18 protein-coding genes and 2 pseudogenes are annotated in these 22,846 nt (G+C 62.0%); 11 read left to right on the forward strand and 9 right to left on the reverse strand.

The window, feature by feature from the left end:
• Nucleotides 1-273: 273 nt before the first annotated feature.
• From AA309_RS19800 to AA309_RS19810, 3 genes are read left to right on the forward strand one after another with little or no spacing between them, the layout of a single operon-like run.
• A complete protein-coding gene (locus AA309_RS19800; protein ID WP_047190741.1) occupies nt 274-1,026 on the forward strand; it encodes an ImuA family protein in 753 nt (250 codons plus the stop codon).
• Nucleotides 944-2,443 (forward strand): Y-family DNA polymerase, encoded by a 1,500-nt coding sequence (locus AA309_RS19805; RefSeq protein WP_084731429.1) that lies wholly within the window; start codon nt 944-946, stop codon nt 2,441-2,443. Before AA309_RS19800 ends, AA309_RS19805 begins: the two co-directional genes overlap by 83 nt.
• A 20-nt stretch (nt 2,444-2,463) precedes the next feature.
• A complete protein-coding gene (locus tag AA309_RS19810) occupies nt 2,464-5,718 on the forward strand; it encodes an error-prone DNA polymerase (RefSeq protein ID WP_047190742.1) in 3,255 nt (1,084 codons plus the stop codon).
• A 104-nt stretch (nt 5,719-5,822) separates the two neighbouring features.
• Here AA309_RS19810 and AA309_RS19815 read toward each other — a convergent pair whose 3' ends face one another.
• Together AA309_RS19815 and AA309_RS19820 are read right to left on the reverse strand one after the other, a co-directional pair.
• Complete coding sequence (locus tag AA309_RS19815) at nt 5,823-6,260, reverse strand: hypothetical protein (protein ID WP_047190743.1); 438 nt, start codon at nt 6,258-6,260, stop codon at nt 5,823-5,825.
• Nucleotides 6,261-6,449: 189 nt separating this feature from the next.
• Nucleotides 6,450-7,226 (reverse strand): hypothetical protein, encoded by a 777-nt coding sequence (locus AA309_RS19820; protein ID WP_047190744.1) that lies wholly within the window; start codon nt 7,224-7,226, stop codon nt 6,450-6,452.
• Nucleotides 7,227-7,833: 607 nt separating this feature from the next.
• Between AA309_RS19820 and AA309_RS19825 the strand changes: the two genes are divergently transcribed.
• The 3 genes and pseudogenes from AA309_RS19825 to AA309_RS19835 all read left to right on the forward strand — a co-directional run.
• Nucleotides 7,834-8,478, forward strand: coding sequence for a DUF47 domain-containing protein (locus AA309_RS19825; protein WP_047190745.1), 645 nt, complete (start codon nt 7,834-7,836; stop codon nt 8,476-8,478).
• 19 nt (nt 8,479-8,497) lie between these two features.
• Entirely contained in the window at nt 8,498-9,502 is a 1,005-nt protein-coding gene (locus tag AA309_RS19830) for an inorganic phosphate transporter (RefSeq protein ID WP_047190746.1), read from the forward strand.
• A gap of 72 nt (nt 9,503-9,574) precedes the next feature.
• Nucleotides 9,575-9,913 (forward strand): annotated as a pseudogene (locus tag AA309_RS19835) (NUDIX hydrolase); the annotation flags it as partial.
• 581 nt (nt 9,914-10,494) lie between these two features.
• Here the strand turns inward: AA309_RS19835 and AA309_RS19840 are convergent.
• The 6 genes from AA309_RS19840 to AA309_RS19865 form a co-directional block, all read right to left on the reverse strand.
• On the reverse strand, nt 10,495-11,574 hold the full coding sequence (locus tag AA309_RS19840; RefSeq protein ID WP_047190748.1) for an ABC transporter ATP-binding protein: 1,080 nt from the start codon (nt 11,572-11,574) through the stop codon (nt 10,495-10,497).
• A gap of 13 nt (nt 11,575-11,587) precedes the next feature.
• Nucleotides 11,588-12,427 (reverse strand): carbohydrate ABC transporter permease, encoded by an 840-nt coding sequence (locus tag AA309_RS19845; RefSeq protein ID WP_047190749.1) that lies wholly within the window; start codon nt 12,425-12,427, stop codon nt 11,588-11,590.
• A 10-nt stretch (nt 12,428-12,437) separates the two neighbouring features.
• Nucleotides 12,438-13,370 (reverse strand): carbohydrate ABC transporter permease, encoded by a 933-nt coding sequence (locus tag AA309_RS19850; RefSeq protein ID WP_047190750.1) that lies wholly within the window; start codon nt 13,368-13,370, stop codon nt 12,438-12,440.
• A gap of 70 nt (nt 13,371-13,440) precedes the next feature.
• Nucleotides 13,441-14,706: an ABC transporter substrate-binding protein gene (locus AA309_RS19855; RefSeq protein ID WP_150117659.1), complete on the reverse strand. Its 1,266-nt coding sequence runs from the start codon at nt 14,704-14,706 to the stop codon at nt 13,441-13,443.
• 62 nt (nt 14,707-14,768) lie between these two features.
• On the reverse strand, nt 14,769-15,941 hold the full coding sequence (locus AA309_RS19860; protein ID WP_047190751.1) for a PLP-dependent transferase: 1,173 nt from the start codon (nt 15,939-15,941) through the stop codon (nt 14,769-14,771).
• Nucleotides 15,938-16,645 carry a FadR/GntR family transcriptional regulator gene (locus AA309_RS19865; protein ID WP_084731437.1) on the reverse strand — a complete coding sequence of 236 codons (708 nt, stop codon included), beginning with the start codon at nt 16,643-16,645 and terminating at the stop codon, nt 15,938-15,940. The genes AA309_RS19860 and AA309_RS19865 overlap by 4 nt, the downstream gene beginning before the upstream one ends.
• 261 nt (nt 16,646-16,906) lie before the next feature.
• Here AA309_RS19865 and AA309_RS19870 point away from each other — a divergent pair, with 261 nt between their 5' ends.
• The 5 genes from AA309_RS19870 to AA309_RS19895 all read left to right on the forward strand — a co-directional run bounded on the left by AA309_RS19870 (nt 16,907) and on the right by AA309_RS19895 (nt 20,559).
• Nucleotides 16,907-17,383: a YbaK/EbsC family protein gene (locus tag AA309_RS19870; protein ID WP_047190753.1), complete on the forward strand. Its 477-nt coding sequence runs from the start codon at nt 16,907-16,909 to the stop codon at nt 17,381-17,383.
• Between the two features lie 514 nt (nt 17,384-17,897).
• Entirely contained in the window at nt 17,898-18,446 is a 549-nt protein-coding gene (locus tag AA309_RS19880; protein WP_084731431.1) for a L,D-transpeptidase, read from the forward strand.
• A 16-nt stretch (nt 18,447-18,462) separates the two neighbouring features.
• Nucleotides 18,463-18,696 carry a hypothetical protein gene (locus tag AA309_RS19885; RefSeq protein WP_047190755.1) on the forward strand — a complete coding sequence of 78 codons (234 nt, stop codon included), beginning with the start codon at nt 18,463-18,465 and terminating at the stop codon, nt 18,694-18,696.
• 412 nt (nt 18,697-19,108) lie between these two features.
• The gene (locus AA309_RS19890; protein ID WP_047190756.1) at nt 19,109-19,837 is read left to right on the forward strand and encodes a vWA domain-containing protein; all 729 of its coding nucleotides are present in this window, start codon (nt 19,109-19,111) and stop codon (nt 19,835-19,837) included.
• A complete protein-coding gene (locus AA309_RS19895) occupies nt 19,837-20,559 on the forward strand; it encodes a DnaJ domain-containing protein (protein ID WP_052954867.1) in 723 nt (240 codons plus the stop codon). Before AA309_RS19890 ends, AA309_RS19895 begins: the two co-directional genes overlap by 1 nt.
• Nucleotides 20,560-20,881: 322 nt before the next feature.
• Here AA309_RS19895 and AA309_RS19900 read toward each other — a convergent pair.
• Nucleotides 20,882-22,495: pseudogene (locus tag AA309_RS19900) on the reverse strand (DUF1254 domain-containing protein).
• Nucleotides 22,496-22,846 lie beyond the last annotated feature (351 nt).

Below are 22,846 nucleotides of genomic sequence, written 5' to 3' on the forward strand. Positions count from 1 at the left end.
TCTGCGAGGCTAAGCCTCAAGTCGCGACGAATTCCAAACGGTACTTGCGTCCGAGCGCGCTCTCGATGTCCGAACCGGGGCATCAGTGGAAGTCCTCCTGCCCTGTTGAATATCCGCATGCCGCTCGGAAGCTGATCCCTTTGAAGCTGCTAGAGGCAGCACGTAACACCCTTCTCCCCAAAATTCACAACTACTGGTGCGTGCATTTGACTCATGACGTAACGAGAACATAATAGGAACATCCTCAACGCGAACTTGGATGGGCACGGAATCATGCATGCCGGGCAACAGGACAGGCTTGCCGATTTACGGCTCCAGATTGCCCGGCTCGAAGGCTGCTCTCACAGGGTCAAGCCCCTCTCTTTTGGGCTCTGTGACCTCGACGGTCATCTGCCGGGAGGCGGCCTCGCCCGGGGTGCTCTGCACGAGATGATCGAGGCGGGGCTTGCCTCCGAATTCGCGGGCTGCACGACCCTGTTCACGGCTGGGATCGCAGCCCGCCTCAAGGGGCCCGTGCTCTGGTGCCTCACGCGTCGCGATCTGTTCGCTCCCGGTCTCCTGCGCGCAGGTCTTCATCCGGACCGCGTGATCTATGCCGAGGCCGAGAGCGACCGGGAGATCCTGCCGCTCATCGAGGAAGGCCTGCGCGAGAAAGGACTGGCGGCCGTCGTGGGCGAAGTCACGCGGATGGGCCTGACAGCCTCGCGACGTCTCCAACTGGCGGCTGAGGCCACAGGCGTCACTGCCCTGGTGATCCGACGCTGGTGGACAGTCGCCGAGAAGGACTTGGTTCATCTTCCGACCGCCGCCGTGACCCGCTGGCGCATCGCCCCTGCCCCATCCGAACTCATGCCGGCACCCGGCCTCGGACGGGAGCGCTGGCAGGTCGAACTTCTGCGCTGCCGAGGCGCTGCACCCCGTACCTGGATTCTGGAGGCTTGCGATGCGAAGGGTCGTCTCGCTCTACCTGCCGACCTGGCCGACCGATCGGATCAGGCGGCGGACCGGCGAGCCGTCGCGTCATGATCCGCTTGTGACCGTGCACATGGTCGGCTCGCGCCGCGTCATCCGCGCAGCCTGCACCGCTGCGCAGGAAGCTGGTCTGCATGCCGGCATGGCACTCGCGCAGGCGCAGGCTCTGGTGCCGAACCTGCACGTGGCCGAGGCCACACCGGAGGAGGATGAGGCCTCGTTGCGGGAGCTGGCACGCTGGGCCATCGGGTACTCGCCCGTGGTTGCCCCCGATCCGCCGGACGGACTCTGGATCGACATTGCCGGCGTGGCGCATCTGTTCGGCAGCGAGGAGGAACTGCTCAACGATCTCACGAGCCGTCTGACGCGGCAGGGCATCGCCGCCAAAGCGGCCGTAGCGGATGCTCCGGGAGCGGCCTGGGCGGTGGCCCGCTTCGGCGCAGGTGGCGTCGTGCCGACGGGCCGTACCGTGGATGTTGTCGCGCCCCTGTCGATCCGCGCCCTGAGGATCGCTGCCGACAAGCTCAGTACTTTGCATCGACTTGGCATCGAGCGGATTGGCCAGCTTGCCGCCATGCCGCGTGCTCCTCTGGTCCGTCGCTTCGGACGGGACGTGGCGCTGAGGCTCGATCAGGTCATGGGTCATGCGTTCGAGCCGATCACACCACTGATCCCGAAGGACACTCTGACAGCCTCCGTCGCCTTCGCAGAGCCAATCGGCCGGCTTGAGGATCTCAAGTCCGTCGTGCTGCGTCTTGCCAAGGATCTGTGCCGGCAGTTGGAACGCCGCGGCGAAGGCGCGCGTCGGATCGATCTCATCTGCCAGCGCGTCGATCAGAAGAGCGCCTGCCTGCGGGTCGGAACCGCCAAGGCCAACAGGGACGCAGTCCATCTCGCAAGGCTCTTCGACGAGCGGCTTCAAACTGTCGATCCAGGGTTCGGCATCGAGGAGATCGTCCTTGTCGCGAGCAAGGTCGAACCTATGACGGAGAAGCAGGTTCAGGCGCGCGGCCTTGGCGATGAGGTGATCGAAGCGGACATGGGCCAACTCGTCGATCGCCTCGGCGCTCGCATCGGCATGAGACAAGTCTATCGTCTCACGCCCGTCCAAAGCCTCGTGCCGGAACGCATGGCGCGCAGGATCTCGGCGCTCGCACCGCCGACAGGCTCGGTCTGGCCGGAGAACCTGCCGCGACCCACGCGCTTGCTCGATCCGCCGGAGCCCGTCGTGGCGACCGCCCTCCTGCCCGATCACCCACCCGCTTTCTTCATCTGGCGCAAAGTTCGTCACAAGGTCGCCAAGGCCGATGGGCCGGAGCGCATCACACCGGAGTGGTGGAACGGCGACAAAGGTTCTGCCGCCCGGGACTACTACCGCGTCGAGACGGAGCAAGGCGGCCGCTTCTGGATCTTCCGCGACGCGCCCACCGCTGAAGGCGGACGCTGGTGGATGCACGGGTTCTTCGCATGACCAGACGTTCTGTTTAACCGATGTACGCGGAACTTCAGGTCACGACCCACTTCTCGTTCCTGCGCGGGGCCTCAAGCCCGCAGGAACTGTTCGAGCAGGCCAAGATCCTCGGCATCACGGCACTGGGCATCACCGACCGCAACTCGCTCGCCGGGGTCGTCCGCGCTTACGAGGCATCTAAGGAAACAGGCGTCCGTCTCGTCGTCGGCTGCCGGCTCGATCTCATGGACGGTACGTCGCTTCTCGTCTACCCGACCGATCGCGCCGCCTATTCGCGTCTGTGCCGGCTGCTCAGTCTCGGCAAGAGCCGCGGCGGCAAGGGACAATGCCATCTCACCTGGGATGATGTGGCGGTCTGGAACGAGGGCCTCCTCGCCCTTCTCCTCGGCGATGAAGCAAACGATGTGCTTGATCAGAACCTCGAACGTCTCAGACAGACCTTCGGCAACCGTGCCTATATGGCGCTGATCCGGCGCTTTGCGCCGAACGAGCACCTGCGGCTCCATACCATCGAGCAAGCGGCGCAGGCAGCCAGAGTGCCGACTGTCGCCATGGGCGATGTGCTCTACCATCATCCGGATCGTCGCCGCTTGCAGGACGTGGTCTCCTGCATCCGGGAGGGCTGTACCATCGACGAGGCCGGCTGCCGCCTCGAACGTCATGCCGATCGCTATCTCAAGGATCCGATCGAGATGGGGCGCTTGTTCGAGCGTCATCCAGAAGCGCTCCATCGTGTGCGTGAAGTCCTCGAACGCTGCACCTTCTCGCTCGACGAGCTGCGCTACCAATACCCCTCCGAGACGGAGGCTGGCGAGACGGCCCAGGAGAAGCTGGAGCGGCTGACCTGGAAGGGCGCCCGGCAGCGCTATCCCGACGGCATCCCTGATGTGGTCGCCGCCACCTGCCGCCATGAGCTGGGGCTGATCGAGGAACTCGGGTATGCGCCTTACTTCCTCACGGTCCATGCCATCGTCTCGTTCGCCAAGTCTCGCGGCATCCTGTGCCAGGGACGCGGCTCGGCGGCGAACTCCGCCGTGTGCTTCGTGCTCGGCATCACGTCGATCAACCCGACCGAGCATGATCTCCTGTTCGAGCGCTTCGTCTCACAGGAGCGGCGCGAGCCGCCGGACATCGACGTCGATTTCGAGCATGAGCGGCGCGAGGAGGTGATCCAGTGGATCTACGACACCTATGGCCGGTATCGCGCGGCCCTGACGGCGGTTGTCTCCTGTTATCGTGCCCGGGGCGCCGTGCGCGAGGTCGGCAAGGCGCTTGGCGTTCCCGAGGATGTGACTGCAGGATTGGCCGGTCTCGTTTGGGGCTGGGGCAATGACGGCGTGTCGGACAAGGAGGCCAAGGAACTCAACCTCAATCTCGACGATGCGCGCCTGCGCATGACGCTGGAACTGGCCAGCGAACTGATTGGTGCCCCGCGTCACCTGTCCCAGCATCCGGGCGGGTTCGTGCTCACGCAGGACCGCCTCGATGATCTCGTGCCGATCGAGCCGGCTGCCATGGAAAACCGCCAGGTCATTGAGTGGGACAAGAACGACATCGACACCCTGAAGTTCATGAAGGTCGATGTGCTGGGATTGGGCATGCTGGGCTGCATGCGGAGAGCCTTCGATCTCCTGCGCGAGCACAAGGGTGAGGACTACGACATCGCTAAGATCCCGGGCGAGGACGAAAAGACCTACGCCATGATCCGGAGAGCCGACACGATCGGCGTGTTCCAGATCGAGAGCCGTGCCCAGATGGCGATGCTGCCGCGCATGCAGCCGAGGACGTTCTACGACATCGTCATCCAGGTGGCGATCGTCCGGCCAGGGCCGATCCAAGGCGACATGGTGCATCCCTACCTGCGCCGTCGTGAGGGGCGCGAAGCGCCGGAATATCCAAGGCCCGAACTCAGGCGCGTGTTGGAGAAGACGCTCGGCGTGCCGCTCTTCCAGGAGCAGGCCATGCGGGTGGCGATCGAGTGCGCCGGGTTTACACCCTCGGAAGCCGATCAGCTCCGGCGCGCCATGGCGACCTTCAAGTTCACGGCTGGCGTCTCCAGGTTCCGTGAGAAGCTAATCCAAGGTATGACCGCTCGCGGCTACGACGCGGCCTTTGCCGAACGCACCTTCAAGCAGCTCGAAGGCTTCGGCTCCTATGGTTTTCCCGAAAGCCATGCGGCGAGCTTCGCCAAGATCGCCTATGCCTCCTCTTGGATGAAGTGCCATCATCCGGACGTGTTCTGCTGCGCGATCCTCAATTCCCAGCCCATGGGCTTCTACGCGCCGGCACAGTTGGTGCGGGACGCGCAAGCTCACGGGGTCGAAGTCCTGCCCATCGACATCAACCACTCGCGCTGGGACTGCACCCTGGAGCCGGCCAGGAACCCACGGCGCTTTGCCGTGCGCCTCGGATTTCGGATGGTGCATGGCCTTGCCAATGCGGACGGCGCCCTGATCCCGATCGTCCGCGCGGAGCAGCCGTTCTCGTCCATTGAGGATCTCTGGCGGCGTGCTGGGCTTCCAGTGAAGTCCCTCAGGCACCTTGCCGAGGCCGATGCCTACGGCTCACTTGGTGTGGAACGCCGCAAGGCGCTCTGGACCATCGAAGGCCTGTCGAACGAGGTGATGCCGCTGTTCGCGGCCGCCGACGAGCGAGACCGCACGATCAGACCCGAGATCGTTGAGCCGCAGGTCGGTCTTGTTCCCATGACCGAGGGCCGCGAGGTCGTGGAGGACTACCGCTCGATCGGATTGACGCTCCGCCGCCACCCCCTCTCCTTCCTCAGACAGGAGCTCACCGGGCGTCGGATCAGTTCTTGCGGGGATCTTCACCGCGCCCGGGACGGGCAGCGGATCACGGCGGCAGGGCTTGTTCTTGTGCGTCAGAAGCCGGGCTCCGCCAAGGGCGTCACGTTCATGACCATCGAGGACGAGACCGACGTCGCCAATCTCGTGATCTGGTCTGCCGTGTTCGAGAAGCATCGGCGGCTGATCCTCTCTTCGGGCATGATCGGATGCCGGGGGCGGCTCCAGCGCGAAGGCCGCGTCACCCATCTCATCGCCGAACACTTCATCGACCTGTCGGATCTTTTACGCTCAGTTGGAGATCGTGGCGGCGAGCTGCGCCTGAGACATGGCCGCGGGGACGAAGCCAAAGCTGGAATGCGCGAAACGTTGCGCATGGGTACGCAAGGTGCTCCCGAACGACCAACACTCGACGTATCGGAGGACTGTCAAATCCCCGTGATCAGAGTTGCAACGCGAGACTTCCGCTAAGGATCAAACCAGGAAATCCCCTGCCCTTAACGGAGCGTCCGGTGTCCCCTGCCTGAGCGGACATTCGGCCATGCAACCGAGCGTCCTCTGGCGGCTGAAACCAACTACGCTTGGGGCTTGCGAAAGCGTTCTGGCATCTGCGGATTATTGGCGGGGTTTGTGTCGTGGCGCGACAATCGTGTGATCCGTGTGCCATCCACCAAGGGCTGTAAATCAGCCTCAAGGGCGTCAGCTTCCTCCTTCGGATACACTTCTCTGTCTTTGACGTGGAGAGCAAACGACCTGAGATGCTTCGCCTTTTTTACGGGATCCTCGATGGTCGCCTTGGTCCATGCATAAAGAGGGTAGCCGTCGATCCCCTGCGCTTCAGCCTCCGCAACATAGCCTGCAAAGGCGTCGAGCTGACATTTCATCGTCGCGCCGTGCTTTGCCAGGATGCGGGGCAGCGCTCCGAGTACCGGAGCGCCTGCATCGCGTCGTGCAGCCTCGGCAAGCTCATCAGCTAAGTAGAGCCGCAACTGGTATTGCCACTGATCGCTCATGCTTCAGATCCACCGGAATGGTCGGGTGCAACCGCATTGCCGGGAATTCTAGCACCTTTCCTCAAACCTCGCTGAACTCAAAGTCGCCTTCAGGTCAAACTTTGAAATTCCGGCCGCTCAACGAACATCCGCTTTGGCCGTCGAAGCCGACCCGGCTCTTCGGTCCGGGGAGTGCCAACTTCGGTCTTCCTACAAAGGGTCTAGGCAGACCTTATCGACCTCAAGATTACGGGACCCAGCATCGTTGGCAACTGGATCTGACACGGCGACGCGACGCCGGGACCGCTCCACCGCTTCCTCGGCACACTTCTCAAGATGAGCCGCTTTGTTGATCACCTGGAGATTAGGGGCGCCCCAGAAAGCCAGGAGCTCGGGCCAGGTTCGTGAGCGATGCTCGGACCAGACTGCGAAGAGCGGAACGCGGTGATCCACTTCAGCAGACCTCAAGAGGCGGCGCCCGGTCGTTGCGCATCTCCTGTTCTGGCGCAGTTTCAGCGTCCTGACATGCTCGGTCGGCGCAGTCCAAAGCTGCCAGGCCACAACGCAGGCGGCATGCCAGGTGGCGTTCCTGTTCGGCTTGTCGTCGCCCCAGAGATCGCGGTGCCAACCCAATCTGTAAACTGGCTGCCCGCAGACGCAGCAATGGCCTGGCCCTCGTGTGAAGGCGGTCTCCCTATAGGGAGCAGGCGGCATGCGGAAGGACATCGGCAGACCAGATTCTCTGTCACGTCCGAGACGCCACTGCCATCCTGCGGGTTGTCCGCTTTTGGCCGCAAGCGCCCGCGCCAGCCTGTCGGCAAGGAGCGGTCGATGCCGCCAGTACGATTCCACGGCTCTCCGCTGGGTCGGCGGGATCAGTGGCTGCCTGAGTGCATGCGACAGAACCCAGGCGGGAAAGGCCTCGGAAAGGCGCCTTTCGAGCCGGGCTCTCGCCTTCTGGTTCTTCTCGTCTCGCCAAGTCGACATCCCGGATCAGCCCGCTCGCGTCAATTGCCGTCAGGGCTATACCGGCGATGCCCATCGAGGTGAACTGGGCAGGATGGGTTTTACGAAGGTCCCCTTGTCGCCCACTAAGCGGACCAAGCTTTTTCGTCCGAGAATGCCATTAAGAGACATTCCGGGTTCACACCGTCCCAGACGCCGAAGCCTCGACGGACTACAGATGAATTTCGCAGAGGACGCTCTATGGAATAGCAGCCAACGGCCTCCTTCGGTATTTGGTGGGCGAGAAGCTGCGTCGGCAGTCAGGCGCCGTGGGTGAATCACGCCCCAACAAAGCGGCCGCCTATCGCGAGCAGAGCAAAAGATCGGCATTAGAGCGACGGACCTGCAAGTTATATCGGCCAGCCTGATCCTGAAAGAAACTCTGTTGCTTCCAGCAGCCGGGGTCGGGCCACCTTTCCAGTCTTATCCGACGAGTGAGGCGGCCGCCCCACCACTCTGGAGGGAGCCAATCTCCGTTGATCCCCGAGCCCAAGTTTCTGGCAGGTCGGCAGCAGGATCGACCCCGCCAGGGGAACTGTGCGCCGAGCAGCGATGTTAGGCTGTCACTTCGTCAACCTTGGAGGCTCCGATGCTCGGCTGGTTCCAGGCTTTGATGCCAAAAGAAGAGCGGTTCTTCGAACTGTTCGCACGCCATGCCCAAGTCATCGTGGCCGGATCTGAAGCGCTGAGGCGCCTTCTGGAAGGTGGCGAGGGCGTCCCCCGGTACTGCCGCGAGATCAAGGAGCGGGAAAACGAGGCCGACGAGATCACGCGCGAAGTGCTTCTGGCGGTCCGGCGGACGTTCATCACGCCCTTCGACCGCGGTGACATCAAGGATCTCATCAACTCGATGGACGACGCCATCGATCAGATGCACCAGACCGCAAAGGCCGTCACCTTGTTCGAAGTTCGCACGTTCGATCCGGCCATGCGGGAGATGGGCGAGATCATCATCCAGGGGGCCCGACTGACCGCCGAGGCCGTCCCGCTTCTGTCATCGGTCGGCAAGCACGCCAGCCGTCTCATGAGCCTCACCGAGGAGATCACCCGGATCGAGGGTCGGGCCGACGACCTCCACGAGGAGGGTCTCAAGCACATCTTTCGCACCCACGGCTCGTCCGACCCGATGGCTTACATCATTGGAACCGAAATCTATGACCATCTCGAGCGCGTGGCAGACTCCTTCGATGACGTGGCCAACGAGATCCACGGCATCGTGATCGAGCACGTCTGACAAGGGCCGGAACCACCCCATGGATGCTCCCCTTGCCCTTCCCCTGCTCGTCGGACTGATTGGCGTCGCACTCCTGTTCGACTTCCTCAACGGCCTCCACGACGCAGCCAATTCCATCGCGACCATTGTCTCGACCCGGGTCCTGCGCCCGCAATATGCGGTCTTCTGGGCCGCTTTCTTCAATTTCATCGCGTTTCTGTTCTTTGGTCTGCACGTCGCCCAGACGGTCGGAACCGGCATCATTGCCCCGGACGTCGTCGATCCGCGGGTGATCTTCGGCGCCCTTACCGGCGCCATTGCCTGGAACGTGATCACCTGGTGGGCTGGGATTCCGTCGAGCAGTTCGCATGCCCTGATCGGCGGATTGGTCGGGGCAGGCATCGCGAAAGCTGGCGGCGGCGCGGTTGTCTGGGCGGGGCTGAGCAAGACCGCAGCAGCAATCGTCCTTTCACCCTTGACCGGCTTCGTGCTGGCTCTCGTGCTTGTCCTGATCGTGTCCTGGACTCTGATCCGGGCGACGCCCTTCGCTGTCGACAGCTCATTCCGGACCCTGCAATTCGTCTCAGCGGCCCTCTACTCGCTGGGTCATGGGGGCAACGACGCCCAGAAGACCATGGGGATCATCGCCGTTTTGCTCTTTTCCCAGGGCCATCTCGGGACGGAGTTCCATGTGCCGTTCTGGGTGGTCATCACGTGCCAGGCCGCCATGGGGCTCGGCACGCTGTTCGGAGGCTGGCGGATCGTCCATACAATGGGGTCGAAGATCACCCGCCTGAGCCCCATGCAGGGCTTTTGCGCCGAGACCGGCGGAGCCCTGACCCTGTTCATGGCGACCTATCTGGGGGTCCCGGTCTCCACCACCCATACCATCACAGGAGCGATCGTGGGCGTGGGAGCCGCGCGCCGGGTCTCGGCCGTGCGCTGGAATGTGGCCAGCAACATTGTCGTGGCCTGGATCGTGACGCTGCCGGCGTCAGCCCTGATCGGCGCCGCAGCCTACGCTGCCGCAGGCGTATTTGATTAAGAATGACTATCGCAGGAGCTGACCAGATTTGCTGCAGCCGCCCGTCATTCAGTACGCCTGCCTGCCCTTTCATGGGTCATCCCGAAGGGCTGGCCCATGAAAGGGCGAAAACCGCATGCCTCGGCAGCGCGTGAGGCTCTGGAAGAGGCTGGTTTGGTCGGCGAAGTCGGCAAGGTGCCGATTGGCACCTATCGCTATGGTAAACGGCTCAAGAGCGGCGAGGTGGTCCCGTGTCAGGTGGAGGTCTTCCCGCTTGAGGTGAAAAGCCAGCGCAAGCGCTGGCCGGAGAAGGGCCAACGCAGTTTGCGGTGGTTCGACCCAGCGGCTGCGGCTGCGGCAGTTGAGGAACCGGAGCTGAAGGGCATTCTCTGGAAAGCGAAGCTGCTTCTCACCACCAAGGATACTGCATAGAGCTGGACCTCTGACGGACGGCCCCGGCGACGAAGCTTACCGCGCATCCGCGACGCTTGCGCGCGTTCTACCGACGGCTACTCCTCTGACAGTCGGGGCTGTTGTGCGCAAAGTATCAAATTGATGAAAGAAAACCGACGTCCGGCTTGCCCCGGTAAGCTGCCAAAGATTTCAGAGGCATGTCCAACTTGGCTCTTCTGGCAGAAGGCGCGGCCAAGCTCATTGCGCAACGGTGCGGCATCGCTAAAGCCACCTTCATCACCCGGAAGGTGCACGGGCGTCGCTTGCCTTTGGCCGGTCGGAGCTCGAGAGTCGCTTCTCAGGTATCAACACGCTCATGCGGCCCGTGCTTTTGGATAGTTGTATTCGGCAAGCCTGGAGTGGTGAGTAGGCATTCAGCCGCCATTCGGGATGCGTCGCAAGGTCCGCATCAGGGCAAAGACGATCGTTCAGCGCTTCCTGTCAAGGTCTGTTCACTGCGCCTTTGCAGAAGTTCAGCCTACTTCCGGAACATTCCGAGGCCGGAGCTTCGCGGGCCGGTTTTTGAACGACGTGCAGCGCAGAACGCAGTTGGAAAGCACTTACTCCGGGAATCTTTGCCCTGTCATGGCATCGAAGATGTGGAGCTTGGACGCGGGCAATTCGTAAGAGATGCTCGTGCCGACGGGATAGTCGACTCGTTCCAGGACAAATGCCTTCAGAGCATGATGTGTTGCTCTGATATGGACGATCGTTCCCAGCCCCATCGGCTCCACCAGTTCGACATGGGCGGTCGGGCCCCCGTCCGCCTTGGGGGAGATTTGAACGTCTTCGGGGCGGATCCCGACCCTCACGTCCTGGCCGTCATGGCCGTGGGCAAGCGGAGCTGTTGAAATTCGTTCCCCCGATCCGATCTCGACGGATCGCCGCTCTCCGTCGCAACGCAACCTGCCCTCGAGGATGTTGATGGCGGGTGAGCCGATAAATCCAGCCACGAACAGGTTCGTCGGGCGCTCGTAAAGGTCCAGCGGCGTTCCAACCTGCTGGATGACGCCGCCGTTCATGGCAACGATGCGGTCGGCGAGGGTCATGGCCTCGACCTGATCGTGCGTGACATAGATCGACGTGGTGCCGAGCTCCCGGTGGAGCTTCTTGATCTCAACCCGCATCTGCTCGCGCAGCCGCGCATCAAGATTTGACAAGGGCTCGTCAAAGAGAAATGCCTTCGGCTGCCGCACGATGGAGCGGCCCATGGCGACGCGCTGGCGCTGACCACCCGAGAGAGTGCGGGGTTTGCGGTCCAAGAGCGCATCGAGACCGAGCTTGGACGCCGCAGCGGAAACGACACTGGTCATGCGCTCGACGGGCGTTCCCCGAAGCCTGAGGCTGTAACTCATGTTGTCCCGCACGGTCATGTGCGGATAAAGGGCATAAGACTGAAAGACCATCGCGATGTCGCGGTCCTTCGGGGCAAGCTCGTTCACCACCTGCCCTCCGATGCGGATCGCGCCGCTGGTGATGCCCTCCAGTCCCGCGATCATGCGCAGGAGCGTGGACTTGCCGCACCCCGACGGCCCGATCAACACCACGAACTCCCCATCCTGGATCGACAGATCGACATGATGGAGAACAGGCATAGCCCCGTAGGATTTGCCGACACCCTGGATTTCGATGGAAGCCATGTGATGCGAACCTTCACCCTTTGACCGCGCCGGCCGTGAGGCCTTGGACGAGATACCGTTGAATGAGGAGGAAGAAGAGACAGGCTGGGATCAGGGCCAGGACACCGGCCGCCATCATCTGCCCGAAATCGACCGAGAATTTCGACACGAAGCTCAGAAGCCCCACAGGGAAAGTACTGGCCCCTGCCTTGGAGACGAGCATCAGAGCAAAGAGAAGCTCGCTCCAGGCTGCGGTGAACACGAAACCTAAGGTAGCGGCAACGCCTGGGAGAGTAAGCGGCAGAATGATCTGCTGGAAGGCGCGAAAACGCGACGCTCCATCGATCATGGCAGCCTCCTCCAGATCTTTCGGAATACCATCGAAGAAGGACTGCATCAGGAAAGTCGCGAAAGGCACGTTGAAGGCAGTATAGACGATGACCAGCCCGGTGAGGCTGTTGGTGAGGCCGAGCGGCGAGAAGAGCTTGAAGATCGGGGCCACCAACATGACGAGCGGAAACATCTGGGTGACGAGCATGAGCCCAACGAGCCACATCTTTCCGCGGAAATCGAACCGAGACATCGCATAGCCTGAAAGCGCCGCAACGAGCGTCACGAGAACGGCAGTGCTGCCTGAGACGATCACGCTGTTCTTGAAGAACAGAGGGAAATCGCTGTGGGCAAGCACGAATGTGTAATGCGCAAGCGATGGACGGGACGGCCACAGCCGAATGCCTTCGCTGTAGAGAAGGTCATTGGGCGTCACCGAGACCTTCAGCAGCCAGTACAGGGGAAAGAGCGCGAAGATCACATAGAAGGCGAGCAGCCCGTAGTGAAGGAACCGATAAGACCTGCTGTAAGCGGAGGACTTCATGGAGCGTTTCTCATCGTTTCAGCATAGCCTGCCGCAGCAGGATGATGACGAAAGAATAGGCCAGCAGGAGGATGAGAAGGACCATTGCGACTGCGGACGCATAGCCGAAATCGAGACGCCGGAAGGCCTGGGTGAAGATGTAGCTGGAAACGATCTGGGTCTGGTCCGCCGGTCCGCCGTTCGTCATCACGATGATGAGGTCGGCAAAATTTGCGATCCACACCGTCCGCAGCAGCACGGTAATCGCGATGGTGGGCGCCAGGAACGGAAGAGTGATGTCGGTAAAGCGCCGCCACGGGCCAGCTCCATCGATGGAAGCAGCCTCGTAGATGTCCTGCGGAATCGACTGGAGAGCCGCCAGAAGTGTGATGGCGAAGAATGGTATTCCCCACCAGACATTCGCTGCGATCGGCCCCCACATGGCCAGGCTCGGATCGGACAAGATGTTTTCGGGGGCAGATAGAATCCCGAGGGCGGCCATCCAGTGCGGCAGTGGGCCCACGACCGGATTGAAGAGCCATGCCCAGTTCAGGCCCGATAAAAAGGTCGGAACGGCCCAGGGAAGAAAAACCAGCGCCTGAACGATGCCGCGTCCTGGGAAGGGATTGTTGAGCAGCAGCGCCAGCACGAGGCCGAACGCGAATTGCAGCACGACCGATGCGAAGGTCCAGACCAGCGTATTCTTCATGGAATGCCAAAAGGCCGCATCCGTCCAGAGAGTCCGGAAATGCTCTAGGCCGATGAAGCCGCCGCTGAAGGGATTGATCAGCTGGATGTCGCGAAAGGCATAGGACAATCCGATGACCAGCGGGACGAGCATGATCATGGTGATCAGTAACACGGATGGAGCAATATAGATGTAAGGCTCCACCGCGAGCATGATCCGACGCCAGGGAGTGTGCTTGCGATGTGCAGACTCCTCGTACAAGGGCACGGTTGTCATCGGCACTCCTACCCTGTGCGCAGCCGAAAAAGAAACGGCGCGGCTCATAAGAGCCGCGCCGCCCAGGTCCTTACTTCCTCGAAGCGAGATACTTCTTCTGGGCCTTGGTCAGGTAATCGGCCCATTGATCCGCCATGTCCTTCGGAGAAAGCTGCCCGAGGAGTGCCTGCTGGGTTGTTTTCACCGCGAGCGAGTCGGCAAAGAAGGCGAATTCCTGCAGGTAGGTTGGCATGATGGTCGGCACGACATTCTTGTCCGCCAGCTCCTCGAACCATCCCTTGAACTGCGGGCCGGAATAGAACGGATCGTTCTCCGCTGACTTGTAGATCGGCAGAGCACCGGTTTTCTTGTTCCAGGCGATGTTGCCCTCAGGTCCGGCGAGCGTAGCGAGCAACCTCCAAGAGAGTTCCTTGTTCTTGCTGCTCGCAAACATCGACCAGCCGGCATAGCCGATGGTCGGGAAGGCTTTTCCGGCCGGCCCCTTCGGCATCGGGGCTACGCCGTACTCATCCGGCTTCATGCGCTCGGCGATGGCAATCAGCGCATCAGGGTCCTGATCGAGCATGGCGCAGGTGCTGGAATAAAACCCTGCGACGATCTCGTTGAATCCCCAGTTGACGCTGTCCTTTGGAGCATATCCCTTCTTGTAGATATCAGTGAGGAAGGTGATGCCCTTCACCCAGCCCTCTTCGTTCACGGTAGAGGTTCCATCCGGCTTGAAGAAGGTGTTGTCTCCCGCCATGGTGGCGCCGAACATCATCCAGCCGTTGAGGCCACCGGGGCCGCCACGCAAGCAGTAACCGTACTTGCCCGGAATGGCCGAGACCTTCTTTGAAGCCTCTTCGAATTCCTCGAGCGTCTTCGGCGGCTCCTTCACGCCCGCCTGCTCGAAGAGCTTCTTGTTGTAGAACATCGCGCGCAGATAGAAGCCGTAGGGCAGCATATAAGCGGTATTCTTCACGGTGCGGCCGACCTCCAGGGTCTTGTCGGTGAGACCTGCCGTGTTCGGCCATGCCTTCAGATAAGGCTCGAGGCTCTCCAGGGCGCCGTTGTTGGCATAAAGCGAAAGCCAGCGGTCTGGCATCTCGACGACATCGGGGGTATCGCCGGCCGAGACCATGGTGGCGAATTTTTCGAAAGCCTGTCCCCACGGCAAGGACGTGATTTCGACCTTAACGCCCGGATTGGCGTCCTCGAAGGTCTTGACGATGCTCTTGAGCGTTTCCGTGCGCTCGGGACTGGTGATGACTTCCGTGAGTTTCAGGGTCGTTTGGGCAAGAGCGCTGCCGGTGAAGGCGGTGGCGAGCGCGGTGGCGAGTAACAAGCGTTGAATCATGGTCTTCCCTCTGTGTTTCCTTTGTTTCGGACTTGTCAGGCCATTCCTATCTGAGGCTTCGTCTAGCTCATCTTCGCCTCCTTGATGGCCTGGGAGAGATCGGCGACAAGAGCATCCTGCCCTTCGAGACCGACATGAAGGCGCACGACGCGCTCCGAGACCCCGAAGTCGATGGCGGAGTTGGGACCTGCCGCCTGCACCCTGACGACCTGCGCGGGAACCACAAGGCTTTCATGCCCGCCCCAGCTGACGCCCAGTTTGAAGAAACGCAGCGCATCCGCGAATTTTGGAATGTCCACGCTGTCGTCAAACTCGAACGAAAAGAGGCCGGATGTTCCCTGCAATCCCCCAGGCAGCGCGTTGCCGAGACCCGGATGGTGGACCGTCACCACATCCGGGCGCTCCGCCAGTTTGCGCGCCACATGGAGCGCAGCGGCCTCGTGCGCCTTCATGCGGAACGGCAGCGTGCGAAGGCCACGCAGCAGAAGCCAGGCGTCGAAGGGAGACAGCTTGCCGCCGAGATAGGGATAGGTGCGGGAGCGGATTTCTCCGACGAGCTGCTTGGATCCGATCACCACACCGGCAACCACGTCGCTGTGGCCACCGATATATTTCGAGGCGGAATGAACCACGAGATCGACGCCCTGTGTCAGCGGCTGCTGGAAGATCGGGCTCGCCCAGCTGTTGTCGATGATCGATATCGCGCCGTTGTCGCGGGCGATCCGCGCAAGCGCCGCCACGTCGTGGACGTGCATGAGCCAGCTCGTCGGGCTCTCCATGTAAAAAAGGCGCGCCCCGGGCAGAGCGCGCCTTACCGCATCGAGATCGCGGCCGTCGACATAATCGACGGTGACGCTCATGCGCCTGAGGTAGGTCTCAAAGAGACGATACGCGTCCGGATAGACATGCTCCACGCACACGATCCGGTCGCCGGGCTGGACGAAGGCAAGGACAGCGGACGAGATTGCCGCCATGCCGCTGGCAAAGCCGATGGCATCCTCGCCATATTCAAGGGCAGCCACCTTTTCCTCGAACAACCGGACCGTAGGATTGAAGCCACGAGTGTAGGTGGGCCTCACCTTCTGGCCCCGATAGGTCTCCTCCATCTCCGCATAGGAGCCGAAGGTGAAGAGTGAAGTCTGCGCGATCGGCGGCACGACGGCATCGTAGGCGTGGTTTCCGTCATGGGCGAGAACAGCCATGGCGCGGGCTATCGGATCGGCAGAAGTGCTCATGTGATCATGTCCTTGATATCCTCCTCCACGATGGCGAGGATCGAGAGCGTCTTGGCGCGGGCCGCGTCCGGGTCCTTGGCGGCGATGGCCTCGAACAGCTCGCGGTGGAACGGAAAGGAGCGCGAGGCGAAATCGGTGCGCACGCGGGACATGGCGAAAAGCGTCTGCACGCTCTCGCGCATTTGGGAGAGCAGCTGGCCGAAGAGAGGATTGCCGCAGGCATCGTAGATCGAGAGGTGAAACTCCAGATCCTCGGGACCGGCACAACCATTTTCGCGGAAGACGGCTTCCATGGTCAGGAGCTTCGACTCAATTAATTCCAGATCGGCTGCGCTAGCGCGAATGGCCGCGAGAGCGCTCGCCTCCACCTCCAGTCCGCGCCGTACCTCCATCATCTGCAGAAGGCCGTTGCCCCCCGTGTTGACGACAAGCGGAAGGTGCATGGTCTCGGGCGAAATCCGGCGCAGCAGGTAGGTGCCGCTTCCCCTGCGGCTCTCTACGACACCCAGGGCCTGCCAGTGACGGATCACCTCGCGGAGGGTGGAGCGGCCGACCGAAAGTTCCGCCATCAGCACGCGCTCGGCCGGCAGGCAATCGCCAGGTTGAAGATCCGAACGGCCGATATATTCGGCAACAGCCCTCATCACCATCGACATCCTGGCGGATGCTGCACGAGGAGGCTGCGGCCTCCAGTCCGGTTGCATCATGCGTCCGAACCTCCGGTTTTACGAAGGGGCCAAGGCACCTTCGATCAGTAAATTGGTCTGACAACTTTAAGCTGGAGGAATGGTTGGACCCTGTCAAGCTACAGGGACCGCATCGGGCGATGCGGCGGCGCAAACTGTCTCGCCTGACGATGCCCCCCAGTGGTCTGCGGCGTTAAAATCCGTCCGGCAGGCTTTTCTTCGTCTGACCACCTCGTCTATTTCTGTCATTCCCTCCCACCTGCTCAGGAGCCCCCAAACATGAGCCTTGAATCCGTTCGTGCTTTTTTCGCCGAGAATGCCCCGGATATCGAGATCATCGAGATGGACACAAGCACGGCTACCGTCACCCAGGCTGCCGAGGCTCACGGCGTGGAGCCGGGACGGATTGCCAAAACGCTTTCCCTTCGCGTGGGCGAGCGCACCTTTCTGGTTGTAACCCGAGGCGACATCCGCCTGGACAACCGCAAGGTCAAGGTGACCTTTGGCGGCAAAGCCTCGATGCTGGATGCCGAGCAGGTTCAGGCCATAACGGGGCATCCGGTAGGCGGCGTCTGCCCGTTCGGGTTAGCTCAGCCTCTGCCCATCTATTGTGATATCTCGTTGAAGGCCTTCGACGAGGTCGTGCCCGCAGCGGGCGCGATCCACGCAGCGGTGCGCATCTCTCCACAACGCATGGCGGATCTTGCCGGCGCAGATTGGGTGGATATCTGCCAGACGCCCACAGCGCAAGGCTGAGACCGCTTGAACGGATGAGTCCGGGCATTACTCTCGAATGTCCGAATTGGGTCAAACAGAAGGACGGGAAGACCACCTGAGGCTCCGAGCTGGCCGGGTCAAGACGCGCCGTGAAGGTGAGGCGGCCGTTCGCGTGCCCGGACAGGACCGGAAAGCGCCAGCGGCAGGCGTGGGCGACGCCGATGGCTTCATCGAGGCTCTGCCGGCTCGCCAAGGCAATCCAGCGGGGTCGCCCGAGAGTGTGCAGGAATTCGCCAGGGCCGATGAACTGAACGCACAAATCGCAATGGTAACGGCAAAGAGGCAGTACGCATAGACACCCCAACAGCCGCCACTCAGCCAACCCGTTGCCGATCTGTCACTCAGCACAACTGTGGAAAGGGGCTCGCCTGCCTTGCCCCGTCGAGTTGTCGCCCGGCTGCAAAATGAGCAGCATCGGGAACCTCAGCCGTTTCTGATCATCATCTTAGGAGCGTCCCCCGTTGAGGACGTTGTCACCCCAGGGAGGCAGCCGATGCGAGAATGGATCCCATCCACATGGCTCCTCCTCGGAGCCATCGCCCTGCCCGCTCCCGCGTTGAGCGCCGAAATATCCATTTCGGTGAACAAGACGACGCAGCGCATGACCGTCTTGGTCGACGGAGTGGAGCGCTATTCCTGGCCCGTCTCGACAGGGACGACCGACTATTCCACGCCCACAGGAGCGTTTACGCCATCGCGCCTGTCCAGGGAGCATTTCTCCCGGGAGTGGGACAACGCCCCCATGCCGCACTCGATCTTTTTCACCGATGCCGGGCACGCCATTCATGGGAGCCGGGTCACGGGCCGTCTGGGTTCGCCGGCCTCGCACGGCTGTATCCGACTGTCGCCGACCAATGCCCGTATTCTCTTCAATCTCGTACAGGCCGAAAGCCTCGGCAACACCAGGATTGAAGTCACCGGCTTCGATCCTATTGGAACGGCCTTTGGCAGCGCGCACGGCGGTGGGCTCAATTACAGCCGCCTGATCAGCTTCGATCCGCTCAAGGACGGGATCATGGCTGGCAGTTCCCCAACACAATGATTGAAGTGATCCGCTGTTGGCGGCCGCCGACGAGCGAGGCCGCACGATCCGATCCAAGATCGTTGAGCCGCAGGTCGATCTTGTTCCCATGACCGAGGGCCGCGAGATCGTGGAGGACTACCGCTCGATCGGATTGACGCTCCGCCGCCACCCGAGCCCCGGCATGCTCAAGAGAGTATTCCGGCAATCAAAGTCGCCACACGGGACTTCAGGTAAGAGCATACTGAGTGTCATCACCGGGAAGCATTGAACATCCATCCCAGCAATCTCCACCGGCTGATAACTACGCAAAGCCATTCACCCTTGCAGGGACAGGCTCGCCGAAGATGCGCAGACTTTTGCGGAGGTGCGGACCCACCGAGGATCACGAATGCATTCGTGGTCCGACGGAGGCAGCAACTTGATGCATTGAGCGAACTTCCGCGTCACAGGAGAAAGTGGACCATCAGCAAGCGTCTCAAAGGGTTCATTGGGAGACATTCCGACTACTTCAACTCACAAGCCGTTTCGCAGTACTTTCATCGCCCGATGCATCGATTACTCTACCTACCTGTCCTCCCCATCTGTGCAGGTCTCCGAACCAGGCCATATGAAACTGTGCCTTTGTTCTCAGGATTTACAGCCGCTCCCACGAACCCCACATCCTTGGGGAGGGAGATACAATGACTGACAAGAAGGATCTCACACAACCGCCCACAACTGCTGGCAGTCCAGCTTCGATGATCGACACCTTCCTGGCGGAGGCAAAGCGTCTTGGACCGCTCGCGGGCAAGGCGCCCCGGGCGAGGCTCGTGTTCGCTCTCGACGCCACCATGAGCCGACAGCCTACCTGGGATCTCGCCTGTCGTGTGCAAGGCGAGATGTTCGCCGCAACCAGTGATGCCGGGGGCCTCTCGGTGCAACTGGTCTACTTCCGAGGCTTCGGTGAGTGCCGCGCCTCCCGCTGGGTGGCCGATCCGCGGGCTCTCACCGATCTCATGACAAAGATCAGTTGCCGGGGTGGCCAAACCCAGATCGGGCGGGTGCTCCGTCACGTCCGGACAGAGGCGCGCCAAGCTCCAGTGAAAGTACTCGTCTATGTCGGCGATGCCATGGAGGAGCCGATCGACGATCTCTGTGCCGTCGCGGGCGAGCTTGGTCTCCTCGGGGTCAAGACCTTCATGTTCCACGAGGGGCATGACCCGGAGGCGGCCCGCGCTTTTCAGGAGATCGCCCGTCTGAGCGGCGGCGCCTATGCCCGGTTCGATGCAGGAGCCCCCCACACCCTGTCCGAACTCTTGCGCGCCGCCGCCGCCTACGCGGCCAGCGGCGTCGAGGGCCTCGCGCAGTTGACTGCCGGCAGCGCGCAGGCCCGGGGCCTGCTCACCGCCATCACCGGACGCAAGCCGTGATGCTGCTGTATGGCATCGCGGCTGTTGCCGTTCTGTGGTGGTTTCTGAGCAACTTTGCGCATGCGAACCCTGCCACCCTTGCGAAGGTCCTCAAGATCATCGGCGGCATTGTGGCCTTCGGCGTTGCCGGACTGCTCGCCGTGCGGGGGCGGATCGACTTGGCCCTGCTGATCGGAAGTCTCGGAGCCTGGCTTCTCGGCTGGAGCCGCCTCAATCTCCCCAGTTTCGGCTCGCGTACGCAGCGGGCCTCCGGCAGTATTTCGCGTGTGCGCTCGCGGCTGCTCGAAATGACGCTCGATCACGACACCGGCGCCATTGAAGGCTGCGTGCTTGCGGGTGCTTTTGCCGGACGGCAACTGGCCTCACTCGATACAGTACGCCTGCGGGATCTGCTGAGGGAGTGTCATGCCGGCGACCCGGACGGCGTTCGCCTTCTTGAGGCCTATCTCGACCGTCGTTTTCCTCATTGGCGCGAAGGCACTCGGGAAGACACTCGGCATGAGGAGCAGCCACGGTCAGACCGTCAGTCTGCATCGAATGTCATGACACCCGAGGAGGCTTACCAGATCCTGAACCTCAGACCGGGGGCCACACCTGATGAAATCCGGCAGGCACACCGGACCCTGATGAAGAAGCTCCACCCGGATCAGGGCGGTTCGACCTATCTCGCAGCTCGCGTCAACCAAGCCAAGGACATTCTGTTGAGCCGGCATGACAGGTGATCCGTCACGGAGGTGATGCTTTCGAATTCTCCATTGGGTCAAACTTTGAAATTCCGGCCGCTCAACGAGCGTCAGCTCTACAGCATCGGACGAGAAAAGTGGATTTGCACTTTTGGGTCCGATGCTTTCTCCTTAAACGAGAGCATCGTTGATTGCGGAAAACCGGATCCACTTTTCACTGACGCGGACCTCCGGTTCCGCACGATGCTCTAGAGCATCGGACGAGAAGTCGGATCCAATGAGTTCTGCACCTCAGTAATCCTGAAGTCATCTCGAACCCGCCGGGGTGCGTCCACTTTTAGGTCCGACGCTCTAATGGCTCCTAGCGCACCAACGCGATCTCGCTCGGTCGCCAGCTCTTGTCGAAGAACGGCTCAAGCGGGCTGTAGAGACGCAGGATCGTGAACCAGCCCTTGCCGGGCGTGGTCTGGATCCAGTTGCCGCGTTTCACGCCCGCCGGTTGCGTCGGGCCGAAGTAGATGGTCGTCGCGCCGTCGGCATCCGGCTCGGCGGCCGGTGACGGATAGCTCTGGCTGCCGGCGCGGGGATAACGCTGCGGCGTGTCGAGCATCGAGCGCGTCATGTTATCGTACACGGTGAACGACCAGAAGTTGGCCTCCGGGATGCCCTTGGGCAGCGTCACCTTGTAGGTCTTGGCGCCATCGAAGTGGTTCTTGTCCGCGTCCAACATCGCCAAGAGATATTGCGAGCCGATGCCGGGCAGGCGCATGGCCATGGCGGGTGTGATGCCGGTAACGCCGTAGAAGAAGTTCGTGCGCGCATCCATCGTCGGTAGCCGGTGGCCGGGAACGGCTTGGCCCCCTCGGGCGTGACCAGCGGGATCGGCGTCTCGAACTCGTAGCCGGTGTCGAACAGATAGTTGAACCACGCCGAGTTCGGATAGTAGAACCAGCCCGGATCACGCGGGCTCATGAACAGGCTGCGTGCCGTCGCGTTGGCCACGGCGAGCGCCTCGGTCATGATCGTCTTCATGCGCTCGTCGGGGGCGAAGGGCTTGCCCTTGACGATGCCGATGGCAGCCAGAGGCCCCATCAGTTCCGGGTCGAGCGAGGTGGCCGGCTCCTGCTGCACCACCTCGTTGAGCATCTCGAAGTAGCTCCAGTCATTGGGCGGGATGGTGTTCATCACCTTGCCGCTGCCTTCATGGAACACGGTCGATGGCGGCGGCGTAACCCGGCCAAGCTTGGCCTTGCCCTCCAGGAACTCGGCAATGGGGGTGCCGACGCCGCCCGGCTCGTAGGGATAGACCTTGGTGGAGGTCCGGATGGTCTCGACCACCGGCTTGGGGTCGCTGTGGTTTTCCAGAAACGACCGGCCGAACCACAGGATGTGGTTGGTCCGGGCGCGTGCGACGAAGAACCCGCCGTCCGGCAGCGGACCGCTGTAATCCGGCGGCACGATCAGGTACTTGCCGCCCTCTCCGCGGTCGGGGCCGGGCAGGCCGAGGTCAACGATCCAGCGGAACCAGGCGTCCTGCACGACACCCAGAAACTTGGGGCGCCTCCAGCACCACGGGGCCGTGGGTGAGGTCGAGGGCGCCCATGACGTAGATCGTGTCGGCGTTAGCCGTCAGGAACAGGGACTTGGCGTCCATCAGCTCGGAGAAGACGAGCACCTCATTGTCCTTTACCCCGATCTCCCGCATGCCTTTGCGCAGCGCATGGATGCTGACGCCGCGCATGTTGTCCATGAACGCGCGATACGCGTAGGTGGCGTCGAGGTTGTCGTAGACCTTGTCCAGCGTCGCCTTGCTTGGCACGCCGTCCTTAAATTCAAGGATGCCGAGGCGCGTCTCGACTTTGTCCGGCGTGCTGATCTGCGGAGGAATGGCGGGGGGCGTCTGGGCCGCGGTCTCATGTCCAAGCGTGAGGACGCTGACGACGATCAGGGAGAGCGTGAGTGACGTTGCTTTCATGGCTGCGATCCTCAGACGGGTTCGAAAGGGTGCGGGAGTGCGGCTCCCGGGAAGAGGCATCTCGCCGGGGCACCGCAGGCGCGCTTTCACTCTAAACAGGCCCGGGACAGCTTGCTTGACCGGACAGGACAGCAGCTTGGCCGATTGAGACGACCCGTGGTGCGGGTCTCCAGAGGTCGCACCCCCTGTCGTCGCGGCCGAGGCAGCGCTCCGCGTCAGCGACGGCCCGCCATGGCTAGAGCATCGGACGAAAATGCGCATCCTCGACGCCTACTCCCGGTCCGCTGGGCAGAGTTGGGAACCGGGCGGTTCCGACAAATCGTCCGATGCTCTAGAGGGTGTCTGGAAATT

The sequence above is a fragment of the Microvirga vignae genome, from assembly GCF_001017175.1.
GTDB lineage: Bacteria > Pseudomonadota > Alphaproteobacteria > Rhizobiales > Beijerinckiaceae > Microvirga > Microvirga vignae.

Coding starts and splice junctions, on each gene's coding strand:
- AA309_RS19845 (WP_047190749.1), bottom strand. CDS start 12,427: ATGAAGTCCTCCGCTTACAGCAGGTCTTATCGGTTCCTTCACTACGGG.
- AA309_RS19870 (WP_047190753.1), top strand. CDS start 16,907: ATGAGCCTTGAATCCGTTCGTGCTTTTTTCGCCGAGAATGCCCCGGAT.
- AA309_RS19890 (WP_047190756.1), top strand. CDS start 19,109: ATGACTGACAAGAAGGATCTCACACAACCGCCCACAACTGCTGGCAGT.
- AA309_RS19815 (WP_047190743.1), bottom strand. CDS start 6,260: ATGAGCGATCAGTGGCAATACCAGTTGCGGCTCTACTTAGCTGATGAG.
- AA309_RS19810 (WP_047190742.1), top strand. CDS start 2,464: ATGTACGCGGAACTTCAGGTCACGACCCACTTCTCGTTCCTGCGCGGG.
- AA309_RS19800 (WP_047190741.1), top strand. CDS start 274: ATGCATGCCGGGCAACAGGACAGGCTTGCCGATTTACGGCTCCAGATT.
- AA309_RS19840 (WP_047190748.1), bottom strand. CDS start 11,574: ATGGCTTCCATCGAAATCCAGGGTGTCGGCAAATCCTACGGGGCTATG.
- AA309_RS19895 (WP_052954867.1), top strand. CDS start 19,837: ATGCTGCTGTATGGCATCGCGGCTGTTGCCGTTCTGTGGTGGTTTCTG.
- AA309_RS19830 (WP_047190746.1), top strand. CDS start 8,498: ATGGATGCTCCCCTTGCCCTTCCCCTGCTCGTCGGACTGATTGGCGTC.
- AA309_RS19860 (WP_047190751.1), bottom strand. CDS start 15,941: ATGAGCACTTCTGCCGATCCGATAGCCCGCGCCATGGCTGTTCTCGCC.
- AA309_RS19880 (WP_084731431.1), top strand. CDS start 17,898: ATGCGAGAATGGATCCCATCCACATGGCTCCTCCTCGGAGCCATCGCC.
- AA309_RS19850 (WP_047190750.1), bottom strand. CDS start 13,370: ATGACAACCGTGCCCTTGTACGAGGAGTCTGCACATCGCAAGCACACT.
- AA309_RS19820 (WP_047190744.1), bottom strand. CDS start 7,226: ATGTCGACTTGGCGAGACGAGAAGAACCAGAAGGCGAGAGCCCGGCTC.
- AA309_RS19865 (WP_084731437.1), bottom strand. CDS start 16,645: ATGCAACCGGACTGGAGGCCGCAGCCTCCTCGTGCAGCATCCGCCAGG.
- AA309_RS19805 (WP_084731429.1), top strand. CDS start 944: ATGCGAAGGGTCGTCTCGCTCTACCTGCCGACCTGGCCGACCGATCGG.
- AA309_RS19855 (WP_150117659.1), bottom strand. CDS start 14,706: ATGATTCAACGCTTGTTACTCGCCACCGCGCTCGCCACCGCCTTCACC.
- AA309_RS19825 (WP_047190745.1), top strand. CDS start 7,834: ATGCTCGGCTGGTTCCAGGCTTTGATGCCAAAAGAAGAGCGGTTCTTC.